15 protein-coding genes are annotated in these 16,033 nt (G+C 71.5%); 6 read left to right on the forward strand and 9 right to left on the reverse strand.

The genetic code is table 11. The annotated features are described in order from the left end of the window. Nucleotides 1-17: 17 nt before the first annotated feature. A complete protein-coding gene (locus F9C11_RS29250) occupies nucleotides 18-1,280 on the reverse strand; it encodes a glutamate-cysteine ligase family protein (protein ID WP_409180568.1) in 1,263 nt (420 codons plus the stop codon). Nucleotides 1,281-1,548: 268 nt separating this feature from the next. Continuing rightward, nucleotides 1,549-2,475, reverse strand: coding sequence for a LysR substrate-binding domain-containing protein (locus tag F9C11_RS29255; protein ID WP_409180569.1), 927 nt, complete (start codon nucleotides 2,473-2,475; stop codon nucleotides 1,549-1,551). Nucleotides 2,476-2,595: 120 nt separating this feature from the next. Here F9C11_RS29255 and F9C11_RS29260 point away from each other — a divergent pair, with 120 nt between their 5' ends. Beyond that, nucleotides 2,596-3,792, forward strand: a complete 1,197-nt coding sequence (locus F9C11_RS29260) for a Glu/Leu/Phe/Val dehydrogenase dimerization domain-containing protein (RefSeq protein ID WP_409180570.1) — start codon at nucleotides 2,596-2,598, stop codon at nucleotides 3,790-3,792. 227 nt (nucleotides 3,793-4,019) lie between these two features. On the opposite strand, the gene pip is transcribed toward F9C11_RS29260, so the two are convergent. The 4 genes from pip to F9C11_RS29280 are packed head-to-tail and all read right to left on the reverse strand — an operon-like array spanning nucleotide 4,020 to nucleotide 6,933. Further along, the gene (gene pip / locus F9C11_RS29265; RefSeq protein WP_409180571.1) at nucleotides 4,020-4,964 is read right to left on the reverse strand and encodes a prolyl aminopeptidase; all 945 of its coding nucleotides are present in this window, start codon (nucleotides 4,962-4,964) and stop codon (nucleotides 4,020-4,022) included. A gap of 11 nt (nucleotides 4,965-4,975) precedes the next feature. Then, entirely contained in the window at nucleotides 4,976-5,704 is a 729-nt protein-coding gene (locus F9C11_RS29270) for an ESX secretion-associated protein EspG (protein ID WP_409186998.1), read from the reverse strand. Between the two features lie 24 nt (nucleotides 5,705-5,728). Continuing rightward, entirely contained in the window at nucleotides 5,729-6,514 is a 786-nt protein-coding gene (locus F9C11_RS29275) for a PPE domain-containing protein (protein ID WP_409180572.1), read from the reverse strand. A gap of 35 nt (nucleotides 6,515-6,549) precedes the next feature. After that, a complete protein-coding gene (locus tag F9C11_RS29280; RefSeq protein WP_409180573.1) occupies nucleotides 6,550-6,933 on the reverse strand; it encodes a hypothetical protein in 384 nt (127 codons plus the stop codon). 131 nt (nucleotides 6,934-7,064) lie between these two features. Between F9C11_RS29280 and F9C11_RS29285 the strand changes: the two genes are divergently transcribed. The 5 genes from F9C11_RS29285 to F9C11_RS29305 all read left to right on the forward strand — a co-directional run bounded on the left by F9C11_RS29285 (nucleotide 7,065) and on the right by F9C11_RS29305 (nucleotide 12,011). Then, nucleotides 7,065-7,652 (forward strand): TetR/AcrR family transcriptional regulator, encoded by a 588-nt coding sequence (locus F9C11_RS29285; RefSeq protein WP_037814298.1) that lies wholly within the window; start codon nucleotides 7,065-7,067, stop codon nucleotides 7,650-7,652. 288 nt (nucleotides 7,653-7,940) lie between these two features. Continuing rightward, the gene (locus F9C11_RS29290; protein ID WP_409180574.1) at nucleotides 7,941-9,266 is read left to right on the forward strand and encodes a hemolysin family protein; all 1,326 of its coding nucleotides are present in this window, start codon (nucleotides 7,941-7,943) and stop codon (nucleotides 9,264-9,266) included. After that, nucleotides 9,263-10,306: a hemolysin family protein gene (locus tag F9C11_RS29295; protein WP_409180575.1), complete on the forward strand. Its 1,044-nt coding sequence runs from the start codon at nucleotides 9,263-9,265 to the stop codon at nucleotides 10,304-10,306. The genes F9C11_RS29290 and F9C11_RS29295 overlap by 4 nt, the downstream gene beginning before the upstream one ends. Next, the gene (locus tag F9C11_RS29300; RefSeq protein ID WP_409180576.1) at nucleotides 10,303-11,235 is read left to right on the forward strand and encodes a 3-methyladenine DNA glycosylase; all 933 of its coding nucleotides are present in this window, start codon (nucleotides 10,303-10,305) and stop codon (nucleotides 11,233-11,235) included. The genes F9C11_RS29295 and F9C11_RS29300 overlap by 4 nt, the downstream gene beginning before the upstream one ends. Before the next feature lie 89 nt (nucleotides 11,236-11,324). Then, on the forward strand, nucleotides 11,325-12,011 hold the full coding sequence (locus F9C11_RS29305; protein ID WP_409180577.1) for a hypothetical protein: 687 nt from the start codon (nucleotides 11,325-11,327) through the stop codon (nucleotides 12,009-12,011). A 228-nt stretch (nucleotides 12,012-12,239) separates the two neighbouring features. On the opposite strand, the gene F9C11_RS29310 is transcribed toward F9C11_RS29305, so the two are convergent. The 3 genes from F9C11_RS29310 to F9C11_RS29320 all read right to left on the reverse strand — a co-directional run bounded on the left by F9C11_RS29310 (nucleotide 12,240) and on the right by F9C11_RS29320 (nucleotide 16,025). Beyond that, the gene (locus F9C11_RS29310) at nucleotides 12,240-13,028 is read right to left on the reverse strand and encodes an aldo/keto reductase (protein ID WP_409180578.1); all 789 of its coding nucleotides are present in this window, start codon (nucleotides 13,026-13,028) and stop codon (nucleotides 12,240-12,242) included. Between the two features lie 84 nt (nucleotides 13,029-13,112). Continuing rightward, entirely contained in the window at nucleotides 13,113-13,583 is a 471-nt protein-coding gene (locus F9C11_RS29315) for a hypothetical protein (RefSeq protein WP_409180579.1), read from the reverse strand. An 18-nt stretch (nucleotides 13,584-13,601) separates the two neighbouring features. Next, nucleotides 13,602-16,025 carry an FAD-dependent oxidoreductase gene (locus F9C11_RS29320; protein WP_409180580.1) on the reverse strand — a complete coding sequence of 808 codons (2,424 nt, stop codon included), beginning with the start codon at nucleotides 16,023-16,025 and terminating at the stop codon, nucleotides 13,602-13,604. Between the last annotated feature and the right edge of the window lie 8 nt (nucleotides 16,026-16,033).

The raw sequence follows: 16,033 nt of genomic DNA on the forward strand, positions 1-16,033 counted from the left end.
GGTGTTCTCGGTCCTGCTCATCGGTCCTGGCGCGGCACTCCGGCGGCCCGGGCGCGCAGCCCGGCGGCGAGCCGGGCGACGGTGTCGCCGGGAAGCCCGGTGGCCGGAAGCCCGGCGATGCCCAGCTCCACCAGTTCCCGGGCGACCGCCGCCAGTCGCGCGTCGGCCATCCCGCACCGGGCGGCGTCGGCCCAGCGGCCGGCCGCGGGCGCGCACACCTCGCGCACTTTGTCCACTGTGGACTGGTCGGCCAGCAGCGCGGTCACCAGCGCGACCGGCGGCAGCCATTCCCCCGGCGGCTGCCCGTCCAGGTACCTCAGCTCGAGGTAGCCCTGCGGCCGCACCGGGGTGAACATCGTGGTGAGGTGGTAGTCGAGGTCCGCGACGGTCGGACGGCGCAGCACGGTGGCCGCGCCCCGGCCGCTGATCCAGTCGGCGAAGGTCAGCCCCTCCGGCGCGTCCCACGGCCGTTCTCCGCGCGGGAACACCATCAGCGGCGTGTCCATCATCCGGCGGGCCCAGGCGCGCGCCGGGTCTTCCCCGGGCTCGGGCGACTGCGTGCGGACCGGTTCGGTTTCCATCACCGCGAGCCAGCGCGCCGACGCGAATCCCGTGTCGGCTCCGGCGTGCACGCGCGAATTCGCGAACAGCGCCAGCAGCGGCGGACCCATCGCGTGCGCGGCCGCCCAGCGCGCGGCGACCTCATGGGCTTCGCCCGCGTCGACGCAGATCTGCAGGCCCGCGGTGCTGCACATCATGGTGATGCCGCCCGCCCCGATCGGGGCGAACCGGCGTTCCATGGCGGCGTAGCGAGGCGTGCGCAGAACGCGCCGGGGCGGACGGTGTTCGTCGATGCCCGCGGTCCCGAGTTCGAGGCCGTGGCGGGCGAGAAGACCGGTGAGATGAGCGAGATCGGCCTCCACAGCCGCGTGCAGCGCACGCAGCGAGGCCTGCGGCGGAGCGGAGATCTCCACCTGGCACCCGGGTTCCAGGCTCACCGGCGCGCCGGCCGGGAGCGGGATCGCGGGACTGTCGGGGCGCAGCGTCCGCGGGGTGTGCGGGCCGAGCGCCGCGGCGAGGACATCGGGGTCGAGCGGGCGGACCGGGTCGCCGGAGTGGTGCACGGTGAACTCCAGTTCCACCCCGAGCAGTCTCGGCGGCCCGTGCTTGAAACACACCGACGCGACGTACCGCTCCCCCTCCGCGCGGTCGGCAAGCACCCGCGCCGTCAGGTTCGCCGCACTCCCGGATCTGTCCGGAAAGTCGTGCACTGCAATCATCTGTCGCCGTCCCCATCGGGAGGTCCGGGGGCCGGACCTCGTCGCTTCGCGACGCTACACGCGGGGTCCGACAAAAACAGGGCCGAGAACGCTCAGCGCCGCGCGGCAATACTCTCGTAATCTGCGTTGACCTGGGAGTTCGCCGAACAGATCACACTCGGCCGGACTGCTCCATCCGGGGCACCCCGGAGCACGGCAGCGCGGGTCGGACCCGCACCGCACCGGGCGCGAACGACGACGTCCGCGGACCCCGGACCGGACACTCCGGTCAGGGCAGGGCGGGTTCGGTTCCCAGCCCCAGCTCCGCCGCCGCCTCCTGCACCGCGCCCACCACCAGATGCAGCGCCGGGCGCCGGATCTCCGTGCGGCGGTAGGCGATCGACACCGTCCGCAGCAGCGGCGGAGCCAGCGCGACCACGTCGATCCCCGGCGGGCGCAGCAGCCGCAGCCCCAGATCGGACACCAGCGTGACCCCGAGCCCGGCGCCCACCATCGCCATCGCCGTCGACTGCTCCTCGACCTCGTGGTTGATTTTCGGCTGGAAACCGTGCCGCTGGCAGGCAATCCGGATCGCGCGGCCGAAATGGGACTTCGGGCTCGCCAGGATCCACGGGTGCTCGGCCAGCGCGTCGAGCGGAGCCGTGGCGGACGGCAGCGCGCCCGCCGGGACCGCCGCGTGCAGCCGTTCCACGGCCACGACCGCGCGTTCCAGCCCGGCGCTCCACTCCATCGGGGCATCCGAATAGTCGATGACGAACGACAGGTCCAGCGTGCCGTCGCGCACCGCGTCCGCGGTCGCCTCCGGGGCCAGTTCCTTCGTCCGCACTTGGATTCCCGGGTAGTCCGCCGCCAGCGCGGTGAGCGCGGTCGGCAGCAAACCGGACGCGACGGACGCCCAGACGCCCGCGGTCAGCCGCGCCGACATCGTGCCCTGCGCCTCCTCCAGCGCGAGCGTCGCGCGCTCGACCGAGCCCAGGATCTCCTCGGCGTGCTCGGTGAGCAGGATGCCGAGTTCGGTCAGCTGCACCCGGCGGCCGAGCCGTTCGAACAGCTTCGCGCCGACGTCGCGTTCGAGCTGCGCGAGTTGCTGGGATACCGCCGAAGCGGTGTAATGCAACGCCGCGGCAGCCGCGGTGACCGTGCCCCTGCGGTGCAGTTCGCGGAGCATCCTCAAGCGGTGCAACGAAAGCTCCATGTACGAACCCTAAACAACTTCGTGCACATTCGGTAAATGGACGCGGGCCCGGCTCCGGCCCCACCCTCGGAAGCAGGCGGCGAACCGCGCCGCCGAGGACTCGAGGAGGTGAGTGGCTCGATGGACCCGCGGATCGCCGAACCGCTGATGAAGCTCACGTGGACCGACCCGGTCACGGGCGCGCACGGCTACCTGGTCGTGCACAGCCTGGTCTCCGGCGTCGCCACGGGCGGCACGCGGATGCGCGCCGGCTGCACGGTCGACGAGGTGGCCGACCTCGCGCGCGGCATGGCCAACAAGACGGCCGCGTTCAACCTCCCGGTCGGCGGCGCGAAGGGCGGCATCGACTTCGACCCCAAGGACCCGCGCGCGACCGGCGTGCTCACGCGATTCTGCGAGTTCCTGCGCCCCTGGCTGGACTCCAGCTGGGTGACCGCGGAGGACCTGGGGGTGCCGCAGCACCTCATCGACGAGGTTTTCGCGAAGCTGGGGCTGGAGCAGTCGTACCACGCCGCGATCCGCCGGTCGGCCGATCCGGCTCGCACGCTTCGGCGGGTTCAGGCCGGGCTCAACGCGCCGGTTCCCGGCGGGCAGTTGCTCGGGGACGTGATCGGGGGGTATGGGGTCGCGCAGGCTTGTCTCGGTGCCGCCAATACGTGGGGCTGGGCGGTGCCGGAGACGACCGTCGCGATTCAGGGGATCGGGACGATGGGCGGTGGCGCGGCTTGGTACCTGCATGAGGCGGGGATGAAGGTCGTGGCCGTCGCGGATGCTGCTGGGACGTTGTACCACCCGGACGGGTTGGACATTCCGGCGCTGCTGGAGTTGCGCGACCGGTTCGGGGAGGTCGACCGGGGACGGTTGCCGGAGGGGGTGCAGGCGTTGCCGCGGGAGGCGGTGGTGGCCGCGGAGGCGGATATTCTCGTGCCTGCGGCTATTTCTTATGCGCTGCGGGTGGACAACGAGAATCTCGTCAAGGCCAAGGTGGTGGTGGAGGCGGCGAATGCGGCTACTACTCCCGAGGCGGAGGCGGCGTTGTCGGCTCGCGGGGTGGCGGTGATTCCGGACTTCATCGCCAATGCCGGGGCTGCTGCGTGGGCTTGGTGGTTGCTGCTCGGCGAGGTCGGGGCGGATCCGGCGGATTCGTTCCTGCGGTTGCGGACGGAGATGCAGGCCAAGGTGGCGTTGGTGCTGGCGGAGTGGCATTTGGATCGGGTTCCGCCTCGGGTCACCGCGTTGCGGCAGGCGGAGGCGGTCCGGGCTGCTCGGGCGGAGGAGTCCCTCGGCGCTGGGGTGCCTGCGTTGATGATTCCCTGACTGCGGCTCGTCGCCTGGCGGCGACATTGCTCGTGGTGGGTTGCGTGGGGCCCCCGAAGCTTGATTGTGCTGACGGTTCGGGGGTGCTTGTCAAGGCGGGAAAGATGCCTTGACAAGCACCCCCGAACCGCAGGGAGGCTTCGTATCGGGGGCGGGGGGAGGTGTGGGTGCCTCGCTGTTTGGGTGCAGCGGCGGCGGTTTTTAGGGTGGTGAAGCTGAGGTTTCGCCTACCTGGTGGCGAATTTGTCCGTGGCGGCGATCAGGGCGGTTTCCATGGAGGGGACTGCGGTGGTGTGGCCTGCGCCGTTGACGAGGATCAGTTCTGCGCCGGGGATGGCGCGTTCCAGCAGCCAGGGGGTGCCGGCCAGGCTGCTCAGGTCCAGGATTCCTTGGACCAGGACGGTGGGGATTCCGGACAGTTTTGCCGCGTTCCGCAGGATTCCGCCGTCTTCCAGGAAGCAACCCTGGGAGAAGTAGTGGGTGACGAGGCGGGCGAAGGCCAGGCGGAAGCGGGGGTCTTCGAATTTCGGGGAGGGCGGGACGCCGGGGAGCATGGCGGATTCCCAGTCGCACCAATCTTTTGCAGCTTTCTCGTGCACTGCCGGGTCCGGGTCGGTCAGCAGGCGGTAATAGGCCGCTGCCAGGTCGCCGTCTCGTTCGGACTCCGGTACCCCATCCCGGAAGCGGGCGTAGGCTTCCGGGAACATTTCCGCCAGCCCGCCGGTCAGCAGGTCGATTTCGACCTGGCGGTCCGTAGCCAGGCCCATCATGACGATTTCCGTCACTCGTCCGGGATGCTTTTCCGCATAGGCCAGGCCCAGCACGCAGCCCCACGACCCGCCGAAGAGCTGCCAGCGTTCGATGCCCAGTTTTTCCCGGAGCATTTCGAAATCGCTGATCAGGTGGTCGGCGGTGTTCGCCTTCAGCGCGTCGACGGTGTCGCCCGCGTGCGGGGTGCTGCGGCCGCTGCCTCGCTGGTCCAGCAGGACGATGCGGTAGCGCGCCGGGTCGAAGAACTGGCGCATTCCGTCGCTGCAGCCGGTTCCGGGGCCGCCGTGCAGGACCGCGACGGGTTTGCCGGCCGGGTTGCCGCAGGTTTCCCAGTACACCCGGTGGCCGTCGCCGACGTCGAGCAGGCCGCTGTCGTACGGCTCGATTTCCGGATAGCGCAACGGCGTTCCCCTCAGTTCAGGGTGCGCTCCAGAGCCCGCAGCGCACCGCACAGTTCAGCCGGGCCGGCCGGCCCGATCCGGATTTCCGCGTCCGGCCCGGTCCCGACGGTGTAGCTCAAGTACCGGCCCCAGTCGGTGTCCGCGTAGTGCAATGGTTCTTCCAGCCGGACGTACCGGCCGACGTCGTCGCGTCGTCCCGCGTACAGCTCTCCGCTGCCGTGCACCGGACGCTGCACCAGGGTTAGCACGTCCGACAGCACCGGGTCCAACGGAAAAGCCTCCTCGCCGCGGCGCGCGGCTTCGGTCAGGTCCGCGACGCGCACGGTGCGCTCGTGCCCGCCGCCGGGGCCGACCGCGGGCAGCTGCTCGACGAGGGTTTCCAGCACGCGTTCGCGGTCGATCTCCTGGACGCCGACGTGTTCGCCGTCCGACACCGCGAGCACCGCCTGCAGTCCGCTCGCCGCGGCGAGCACCCCGTACGTGCGGTCGCCGGTCGCGACCCAGCCGTAGTACTCGACCACCGGGCGCACGAGCAGCGGCAGCCAGTCGAGGAAGTCCACCGTGGCCCGGCCGCGCGAGTCGACCAGTCCGGCCAGCGCCAGCGCGTCGTCCACCCGCTTGGCGGCTTCGTCGCGCTCGGTTTCCGACAGCCACGCCGGATCCGGCCGCAGCGTCACGTGCAACCGGCCCACCTGCTCGCGTTCGGCCAGCGCCGCGAGCGCTTCGACCGGGACATCCACCCGTCCCGCCGGATCGGCCACCGGCTACTCCTCCTCGTCGCCGAGAACCGGCGGGGTCGCCGAACCGTCCACGCCGAACACACCCTCCGGATCGGCTTCGAGCAGATAATCCGGCCGCCAGTGCAAGCCGTCGCCCGGACCGCCCTGCGCGGCGGGAGCACCGCCGACCGCCGGGCCCGCGCCGCGCTGGGACGGTTCGCTGACCGGAGCGGGCAGCACCGCGGCGCCGGGGCCGTTCCGGTCGTGGCCCGCGGCGGCCTGCGTCGTCGTGCTGTCCGGCGAGGTCCGGCGGACCGGGGCGCTGTCCGGGACGATCGGGCCGTATTGCTTCGGCAGCACGCGTTTCGTGTTCATCGTGACGCCGTAGTACTGCTCCATCACCCGCACGTTGTTCTCGTTCGCGCCGTGGAACCGGTCGATTCTGTCCTGAAAGGACGCGGGGGCGGCCGACGCGGGCAGCACCGCCTGCAGCGGCCCGGTCCACGGCTGCGGCCGTTCGGGCCGGGGCGGCACGTCGACGACCGCGTGCCGCGAGCTTTCGAAGCTGCTGGCCTGGGTGTCCATCGACGCGCTGGTGAGGTCGAGCGGATCGGCCGACTCCCGGAACCCGGCCTCGACCGGTCCGGCACCCGCTTTCGCCGCGTCCGCGGCGTCGCCGGTCCACGAGCGCACCATCCGCTCCTGCAGGTCTTTCACGCTCTGCGCGCGCTCGAGATAGGCCGCCGAAAGCTCCTGGACCTTCGCCGCGGCGGCCCGCAACCCGGACGTGTCGCCGCCGCGGAAGTTGTCGAAGATCTGCTTGCCGTCCACCTGGTTCCCTTCGTGCGCGACCGGGCTCGTCCGCGTTACCGGCCGCGGCCGAGGTCGGCGCCGGCCTGGTCCGCCGCGGCCGTCCGGTCCCGCGCGGCGCGCAGCTTGTCGAGGTATCCGGCGGCGTAGCGGTGCAGCGCCTCGTTCTGGTCGCGCAGCGTGCGCAGGGAATCCGCGCCGGCGGCGGCGTACTCCGCGCTCGCCGGGTCGGAGCCGGGGGCGGAGAAGACCGCCAGGATCTCGTCGATCGCGCGGCCGTCGGCGGCGATCTTGCCGAGCTGGTCCTCCCACAGCCGGATGACGGCGGTCAGCTCCGCCGCGTCCATGGCGAAACCGCCGCGCGCGCGGCCCGACTCGCCGATGACCAAGGCCGCTCCCTTTCCGGTGCTCGCGTCGTGCGGTGCGGTCGTGCTGCGCACAGCGTAGTCATCCGGCCCGGCCGTGTCAGCCGAGCGCGCGGCGGGGCGCCGGTGCGCGTCCGTTCCCCCGTCACGTCACAGTACGTACGTACGGATTGCGAGAACCCGGTCCGCGATGTCAGGATTTCAGGATGCCACGGGTCAGCCAGGATCACCTCGACGCACGCCGCCGGCAGATCCTCGACGGCTCGCGCGTGTGTTTCGCACGCTACGGCTACGAGGGCGCCACCGTCCGCCGCCTCGAAGAAGCGACCGGACTGTCGCGCGGGGCCATCTTCCACCACTTCCGCGACAAGGAATCGCTGTTCCTCGCCCTCGCCGAGGACGACGCGGTGCGGATGGCCGACGTCGTCGCCGAACAGGGCCTGGTCCAGGTCATGCGCGACCTGCTGGCCGGGAACAGCGAACACCCGGCGGACTGGCTCGGCACCCGGCTGGAGGTGTCCCGGCGGCTGCGCACCGACCCGGAGTTCCGCGGCCGGTGGGCCGAACGCTCCCAGCAGCTGACCGAGGCCACCCGCGACCGGCTCGAATGGCAGCGCAAGGCCGGGAACCTGCGCGACGACGTCGACGTCAGCGTGCTGACCGCGTTCCTGGAACTCGTCCTCGAAGGACTGGTCTCGCACCTCGCGATGGGCCTTCCCGGCGACGACCTCGGGCCGGTGCTGGACCTGGTCGAGGAGACCGTGCGGCGGCACCGGCCGGGCGCGCGGAGCTAGCTTCCCGACCGGCCGCGCCGAACCGCCACAGTGGACAGAGGCGGCGCCTGCTCCCCCGCCGCAGGCGCCCCGCCGGGAGGAAAAAACCGGAGCCGGGTTCGCGTCCGATCGCGGCGCGGCCGCCCGGACCCGGTACGATTGTCGGCATCGTCGCACTACAAACCAGTTTCGCGAGGAGTGACTTCCATCCGTGCGCGCTGCGCCATCGCCCGGTGACAGTACCGGGCCGGGTCCCGCCCGACCCGGCTTCCCGCCCGCCGTCCGCTCGGCCGTCCCGGACGGTGCGCCGTGATCCACGTCCTGCTTTCCGTGCTCGGCGTGCTGCTCTTCCTTCTCCTCACGATCGGCACCGGCCTCGCCGTGGCCGCCGAGTTCTCGCTGACCGCGCTCGAGCGCAGCACGGTCGACGCGGATGTCCGCCAGGTCGGTGACAAGCGTTCGCGCACGGTGCAGAAAGCGCACCGCACGCTGAGCTTCCAGCTCTCCGGCGCGCAGGTCGCGATCACCCTCACCACGCTGGTCACCGGTTTCCTCGCCGAACCGCTCATCGGCGACCTGGTCCGCCCGCTGCTCGACGCGCTGGGCCTGCCCGCTTCGGCGGCGTCCGGGGTCGCGGTGGCGGTCGCGCTGGTGCTGGCCACGTTCCTGTCGATGATCCTCGGCGAGATGGTGCCGAAGAACATCGCGATCGCGCGGCCGTTGCCGACCGCGCGCGCGGTTTCCGGCTACCACGCCCGGTTCTCCGCGCTGTTCCGCTGGCTCATCACGCTGATGAACAACAGCGCCAACTTCCTCGTCCGCAAGTTCGGCATCGAGCCGCAGGAGGAGCTCCGTTCGGCGCGGTCGCCGCAGGAGCTGGGCTCGATCGTGCGCTCCAGCGCGGAAAGCGGGAAACTCGACACGTCCACCGCGGAGCTGCTGGACCGCTCGCTGCGCTTCGGCGACCGCACCGCGGACGAGCTGATGACCCCGCGCGTGCAGGTCGAATCGCTCACCGTGGACGACACGATCGACGACCTCATCGACATCTCCCGGCGCACCGGGTTCTCGCGGTTCCCGGTCTACACCGAGGATCTCGACGACGTGCAGGGCGCGGTGCACGTCAAGCAGGCGTTCGCCGTCCCGGCCGCCGACCGCGCGACCACCCGGATCCGGTCGGCGATGCGGCCGGTGCCGACGGTCCCGGAATCGCTGCCCGGCGACGATCTGCTGAACCGGCTGCGCGATTCGCGCTACCAGCTCGCGATCGTGGTGGACGAGTACGGCGGCACCGCCGGGCTGGTCACGCTGGAGGACGTGGTCGAGGAGATCATCGGCGACGTCCGCGACGAGCACGACGACCGCGAGGCCCCGGCCGCGCAGCAGCTCGGCGCGGACCGCTGGCTCGTGTCCGGGCAGCTGCGCGCGGACGAGGTCCGCGACATCACCGGCTTCCGGATGCCCGAGGGCGACTACGAAACGATCGCCGGCCTCATCCTGGAGCGGCTCGGCGCCATCCCGGCCGAGGGCGACGCCGTCGAGGTCGACGGCTGGCGGCTCGCGGTCACCAGCATGGACCGGCACCGCGTCGCCGAGGTCCAGGTGCGCCCGGCCGAACGCGAGGTCACCGCGTGAGCGACTGGCTGAACATCGCCCTCGTCGTGGTCCTGCTGCTGGCCAACGCGTTCTTCGTGGGCGCGGAATTCACCCTGATCTCCTCGCGCCGCGACCGGCTGGAAGCGTTGCTGGAACAGGGGAAGACCCGCGCGCAGACCGTCATCAACGCGAGCAAGCACGTGTCGCGGATGCTCGCCGGGGCGCAGCTCGGGATCACCATCTGCTCGCTGCTGCTCGGCCGGCTCGGCGAGCCCGCGGTCGCGCACCGGCTGTCGGCGTTGTTCGACCTGCTCGGCCTGCCCGACCAGCTGCTGCACCCGATCTCGTTCGCCATCGCGCTGGCGTTCATCACGATGCTGCACGTGCTGATCGGCGAGATGGTGCCGAAGAACCTGGCGATCGCCGAGCCGGAGCGGCTGGCGCTGTGGCTCGTGCCGGTGCACGTGGCGTGGGTGAAGGTGGCGAATCCGATCATCGCCTTCCTCAACTTCGTCGCGAACTCCTTGCTGCGCCTGATGAAGGTGGAGCCGAAGGACGAGCTGGAGACCGCGTACAGCTCGGACGAGCTGGCCGAACTGCTCAGCGAATCGCGCCAGGAAGGGCTGCTCGACCAGTCCGAGCACCGGCGGCTTTCGCAGACGCTGTCGTCGGTCGCCAAGACCGTCGCGGACGTGCTGGTGCCCACCTCGGAACTCACGACGCTCCCCTGCGGCCCGACGCTCGGCGACGTCGAGCGCGCGGTGTCCACCACCGGGTTCTCGCGCTTCCCGGTGTGCACCGACGACGGTTCGCTCACCGGCTACATCCACGTGAAGGACGTCCTGGACCTCGTCGGCCAGGACCCCGGCACGGTGATTCCGGACGACAAGACGCGGCCGCTCACCGAACTCCGGTCGGACGCGCGGCTGGACGTCGCGCTTTCGGCCATGCGCAAGGAAGGCAGCCACCTCGCGCGGGCGCTCGACGCTTCCGGCGCGGCCGTCGGCGTGGTGGCGCTGGAGGACCTCGTCGAGGAATACGTGGGGACCGTGCGCGACGGCACCCACGTGGCGGCATGAGCACGGTCGTGCTCGCCGAGGCGGAGTGGCAGGCCCGGGAGCGAGCGCACGCCGAGCGGATGCGCGCGTGGACCGGGCCGCACCAGGAACGCCGGGCGCGGGGCGAGAAGCATCCCGTGCTGGATTTCCTGTTCACCTACTACTCGCACCGGCCGGGGCATCTCGAACGCTGGCAGCCGGGCCCGGGCGTGGTGCTCGCGGGCGCGTCCGCGCGGCGGTTCCTCGACCGTCCGGCCTACGTCGAGACCGAGGCCGGGGTGCTGCTCGACCCGGCGGCGTTCACCGGCCGCCGGGCGCGCACCGCGGAGTTCGTGCTGAAGCTGCTCACGGCCACGGCGTCCCGGGCGCCGCGGTTGAGCTGCTTCGGGCTCCACGAATGGGCCATGGTCTACCGCGAGCCCGCGGACTCGGTGCGGCACGCGCAGGTCCCGCTGCGGCTCGGCTCGGCCGGGACCGACGAGGTCGTGGAGTCGATGGACATCCGGTGCGGGCACTACGACGCGTTCCGGTTCTTCACCGGCCCGGCGCGGCCGCGGAACACGCTCGCGCCGACGCGGGAATCGCAGGTCGCGCTGGAGCAGCCGGGCTGCCTGCACGCCACCATGGATCTTTTCAAATGGGCGTACAAGCTCGATCCGTTCGTGCCCGCCGAGCTGGTCGGCGACTGTTTCGAGCTCGCCGCGGACGTCCGTGAACTGGACATGCGGGCCAGCCCGTACGATCTAGCGGACTACGGCTACCGGCCGGTGCCGATCGAGACCGCCGCAGGGCGCGCCTCCTACGCCCGCGCCCAGGCCGGATTCGCCGAGCGGGCCGCGCCGCTGCGGGCCCGCCTGATCGGCCTCTGCCGCGGCCTGCTCGCCGATCCGGCGAAGCCGCCGGACGCCGTGCCGGAGTCGGCCGGCCGCGGAGCCGACAACTCTGCGTAACGGTATTCACTGCAGGTCGCTGGCCTGATAGAGTGATAACGGTTCGATTGCATAACTGAGCGTGTTGTGCATGTCACGAAAGGACAACGATGGGGCGTCACAGCCTGCCCGAGGAGCCGGTGCCGCACCCTCTCGATCCGCCGAAGCGGCCGGCCGGCCGCAGCGAGACGACCGGGTCGCACCGGATCGTCGCCAAGAAGGCGCCTCGCCGGCGGATCGCGAAGTGGCCTCTCGTGGCCCTCGGGTTCGTGGTGCTGGCCACGCTCGGCGTGGTCGGCTGGAACTGGGCCGACAGCGTGCTCAACAACCGCGCCGAGGCGCAGGCCGCGAGCTGCAACGGCGGCCGCACCGACATCCGGATCGTGGTGACCCCGCAGATCACCAAGCCGGTCGAGGCCGCGGCGGCGCGCTGGAACCAGGACCTGACGCAGGTGCACGGCAGCTGCGTGCACGTGGCCGTGCAGAGCAAGCCCGCCTCCGACGTGCTGAACGCGCTCACCGGCAAGTCCTCGCTCGACGCGATCGGCGGCCTGCCCGACGGCTGGATCCCGGAATCGTCGTACTGGATCGCCCAGCTCTCGAAGGCCAAGCCGGACGTCATCGGCTCCCCCGCGATGCCGATCGGCTCCGGCCCGCCCGCGGACTACCCGTTCGTCGGCCTGTCCGGGAAGACGATCGACGAGGTGCAGCAGCGCGGGACGCAGAGCTTCCGGGCGTTCCTGAAGGAACCGGCTCAGCTGGCCGACTTCGCGGCGGCGGGCATCCGCGCTTCCTGACCCCGGCACACCGCCCCCGCCCGCGTCTGGGCTGGGGCGGTGTCGCGCATCCGGGGCCAGCCGGGCGCGCCGCCTGACCGCGCCCGGGCCGAGCGGACCGCCTGAGCCACCTCGCCGTCAACGCGGGCTTGAGCGCCTCGGGCGTCGTGAGTGCCTATCGCGGTTCTAACCGGCATAGGCACTCACGACCCCGACTGCACGCCGCCGCCCGGCTCCGCGTCGCCCCGTTCAGGAGTCGAGTTCGGCCAGTGCCAGCAGGTCGTCCTCGGCCAGTTCGAAGTCGAACACGTCCGCGTTCTCCCGGATCCGCGACGGCGTCGCCGATTTCGGGATCGCGATGATGCCCTGCTGCAGGTGCCAGCACAGCACGAGCTGGGCGGGCGACTTCCCGTACTTCGCGGCCAGCGCCGTGATCACCCGGTCGTTCAGGTGCCTGCCGCGGGCCAGCGGGCTCCACGCCTCGGTCGCGATGCCGTGCTCGGCGTGGAACTCGCGCAGCGGGGCCTGCTGCTGCCACGGGTGCAGTTCGACCTGGTTGACCACCGGCACCACGTCGGTCTCGTCGAGCAGGCGGCGCAGGTGGTCGATGCCGAAGTTCGACACGCCGATCGCCCGGACGCGGCCCTCGTTCAGCAGCAGTTCCAGCGCGCGCCAGGTTTCGACGTAGCGGTCCAGCTCCGGGTTCGGCCAGTGGATCAGGTACAGGTCGACCGGGCCGAGGCCGAGTGCTTCGGCGCTGCGGTCGAACGCGCGCAGGGTGTTGTCGTAGCCGTGGTCGGTGTTCCAGACCTTCGTGGTGACGAAGACCTCCTCGCGCGGCAGCCCGGACTCCCGCACCGCCGCGCCGACCTCGGCCTCGTTGCCGTACATCGCGGCGGTGTCGAGGCTGCGGTACCCGGCTTCGAACGCCGTCGCGACGACCTTGCCGACCTGGTCGGGCCGGACCTGGTACATGCCGAGTCCGAGCTGCGGGACGGTGACCGAGTTGTTCAGCGTGAGCAGGGGCGGCACAGCCATGCGGCGATCCTCACTGCGGTGTTCTCGGGGACGGGTCTCCTGGCGAACACCGCAGATCTTGCCACTCCCCGGCCGCCGCTGCCGTCACCCCCCGCTGTGCGCCCCCGAACGGACCGCCGCGGTCACCCGGGCGGCCCGTTCGGCCACCGCGTCCGCGCCGGCCGCGAAACCGTTTCGGGCTTCGGCCGCGACGCATGCGGTCGTCGCCGAGGAACCGGCCATTTCCGCCGCCGCGGCGACGTCCGGCAGCGCACGAGAGTCCACAGTGGACAGCAGGCGTTCCGCCACCCGGACCACCTCCCCGGCCGCGGCGACCACGTCCGCGGCGGGCTGGGCGCGGTCGGGCACGTCGTGCGTGACGGCGTGCGCGTCGATCTCCGCCAGCCGCAACGCGTGCCGCGTCAGGTGGTCCGCTTCGGTGTCGCCGCCGGCCGCCCGGCTCAGCAGCGCCGCCGCCTGGGCGAGCGCGAGAGCCGCGACCGTCGCCCCGGCCGGAGCCGGGACCGCGGGCCGGGCGAGGGTGTTCAGGAAGTCGCTCACGATCTGGTCCCGCATGGCCGATCTCCTTCTCGCTCAGCGCCGGATGCGCTCCATCCCAGGGTCGACGAGCGGTTCCGCGGCCACGGTCGCGGGGACTCGCCGTCCGAAGTACTCGATCTCCACCGGGTCGCCGATCTCCGTCGTGCCCGGCAGCCAGGCGTAGGCGATGGGGCGGCCGATCGTGTAGCCGTAGGCGGCGCTCGTGACGTAACCCGCTGGGGCGCCGTCGACGAACACCGGTTCCTTGCCCAGCACGACCGTCCGGCCGTCGTCCACGGTGAGGCAGCGCAGCCGCCGCGCCGAGGTTTCTTCGCTGCGGCCCTCGATGGCTGCCCGGCCGACGAACTCGCCCTTCGCCGGGCGCACGGCGAACCCGACCCCGGCCTCGTACGGGTCGTGTTCGGTGGTCATGTCGGTCCCCCACAGCCGGTAGCCCTTCTCCAGCCGGAGGCTGTTGAACGCGCCCCGCCCGGCCGCGATCACGCCGAGCGGCTGCCCGGCGCGCCATAGTGCGTCCCACAGGCGCTGGCCGTTGTCCGCGGAGGTGTAGATCTCCCAGCCGAGTTCGCCCACATAGGACAGCCGCAGGATCGTCACCGGCACCCCGGCGATCCGGGCGCGGCGGCCGCGGAAGTACTTGAGCCCGGTGTGCGAAAGGTCTTCCGCCGACAGCGGTTGCACCAGGTCCCGGGCGAGCGGGCCCCAGACGCCGAGGCAGCAGGTGCCGCCGGTCGTGTCGACCACCCGGACGCCTTCCGGAGCCCGGTTGCGCAGGTACGCGACGTCGATGTTGCCGTTGATGCCGGCCTGGAACAGCTCCGGTCCCAGCCGCGCCACGGTGATGTCGCTGCGGACGCCGCCCGCGTCGTCGAGCATCAGCGTGTACGTCACCGAGCCGACCGACTTCGCCAGCTGGTTCGTCGTGAGCCCTTGGAGGAATTCCAGCGAACCCGGTCCGCTGACCTCGACCCGCTTGAGCGGCGTCATGTCGTACATCGCGACGCCGTTTCGGGTGTGCCAGGCCTCCGCCGCCACGATCGGCGAATGGAACTGCCCGGCCCACGCGTCGCGCGCGGGCGGGAGGAAGTCGTGCGGCAGGTCTTTCAGCAGGGACGCGTTGGCCTCGAACCAGTGCGGCCGTTCCCAGCCGCCCGCTTCCAGGAACACCGCGCCCAGTTCCCGCTGGCGCGCGTGGAACGGGCTGACCCGCAGGTCGCGCGGCGAAAGCCGCGGCTGCAGCGGGTGCAGCACGTCGTAGATCTCCACGAAGTTCTGCTGCGCGGTTTCGCGGATGTACTCCGGGGCGAGCTGGACGTCCTCGAACCGGTGCACGTCCAGCTCGTGCAGGTCGGTTTCGGCGCGGCCGTCCACAATGGACTCCGCGACCGCCTTCGCGATGCCCGCGGAATGCGTGACCCAGATGGCTTCGGCGATCCAGAATCCGCGTACTTCACTCGATTCGCCGACCAGCGAACCGCCGTCGGGGGTGAAGGAGAAGATGCCGTTGAAGCCCTCCTCCGCCTTGGTCTGGCCGAGCGCGGGCAGCAGGAGCTTGCTTTCCTCCCACGACGGCGCGAAATCGTCCTCGGTGAACGGCAGCATCGAAGGCATCGCGGACGCGGTCACCTCGCCGGGTTCGGCGAACTTGTCCACCGGCATCGGGCGGTGCGCGTACGAGCCGATGCCGAGCCGGTCGCCGTGCTGGCGGAAGTAGAGGTCCTGGTCCTGGTGCCGCAGGATCGGCAGCGCCGGGTGCGCCGGGTCGGCCCCGGCCAACTCGGCGAGCTGGCCCGTCTTCGCGTACTGGTGCGCGAGCGGGAGCAGCGGCACGGTCATGCCGGCCATCTCGCCGATCTCCCGGCCCCAGAACCCGGCGCAGGACACCACGATGTCGGCCGGGAGCACCTCGCCGGCCGTCTGGACGCCGGTGACGTGCCCGTGCGCCTGCTCGATGCCGGTCACCCGCGTCGAGCCGACAAAACGCGCGCCGCGCGAGGAAGCCCGTTTGATCAGCTCGTCCACCGCCCGCGAGGCGACGGCGAGCCCGTCACTCGGGACGTACAACGCGCCAAAGATGCGGTTCCGGTCGAGCAGCGGCCAGCGGCGGACGCATTCGTCCGGGTCGATCAGCCGCGCTTCGACGCCCCACGACGTCGCCCAGCCGTGCTTGCGTTTCAAGTCCTCCCACCGCGCCGCGGTGCTGGCCACCTCCATGCCGCCGACCTGGTGGAAACAGCCGAGGTCGAGCAGTTTCGCGACGGTGTAGCCGGCGAATTCCGTCATCGCCTTGGAGGGGTTGGTCTGGAACACCAGTCCCGGCGCGTGCGACGTCGAACCGCCGGTCAGCGGCAGCGGGCCCTGGTCGAGCACGGTCACGTCGGTCCAGCCGCGCAGGGTCAGCTCGTCGGCGAGGTTCGCGCCCACGATTCCGGCGCCGATGATCACGACACGGGTCATGAGAACTC

It is taken from the genome of Amycolatopsis sp. VS8301801F10 (assembly GCF_046195355.1).
Lineage (GTDB): Bacteria > Actinomycetota > Actinomycetes > Mycobacteriales > Pseudonocardiaceae > Amycolatopsis.

What these genes read in the sequence shown, in the direction of transcription:
- F9C11_RS29310 (WP_409180578.1), bottom strand. Translation starts at nt 13,028, where the DNA reads ATGGCTGTGCCGCCCCTGCTCACGCTGAACAACTCGGTCACCGTCCCG.
- F9C11_RS29255 (WP_409180569.1), bottom strand. Translation starts at nt 2,475, where the DNA reads ATGGAGCTTTCGTTGCACCGCTTGAGGATGCTCCGCGAACTGCACCGC.
- F9C11_RS29260 (WP_409180570.1), top strand. Translation starts at nt 2,596, where the DNA reads ATGGACCCGCGGATCGCCGAACCGCTGATGAAGCTCACGTGGACCGAC.
- F9C11_RS29300 (WP_409180576.1), top strand. Translation starts at nt 10,303, where the DNA reads ATGAGCACGGTCGTGCTCGCCGAGGCGGAGTGGCAGGCCCGGGAGCGA.
- F9C11_RS29320 (WP_409180580.1), bottom strand. Translation starts at nt 16,025, where the DNA reads ATGACCCGTGTCGTGATCATCGGCGCCGGAATCGTGGGCGCGAACCTC.
- F9C11_RS29305 (WP_409180577.1), top strand. Translation starts at nt 11,325, where the DNA reads ATGGGGCGTCACAGCCTGCCCGAGGAGCCGGTGCCGCACCCTCTCGAT.
- F9C11_RS29250 (WP_409180568.1), bottom strand. Translation starts at nt 1,280, where the DNA reads ATGATTGCAGTGCACGACTTTCCGGACAGATCCGGGAGTGCGGCGAAC.
- F9C11_RS29285 (WP_037814298.1), top strand. Translation starts at nt 7,065, where the DNA reads ATGCCACGGGTCAGCCAGGATCACCTCGACGCACGCCGCCGGCAGATC.
- F9C11_RS29315 (WP_409180579.1), bottom strand. Translation starts at nt 13,583, where the DNA reads ATGCGGGACCAGATCGTGAGCGACTTCCTGAACACCCTCGCCCGGCCC.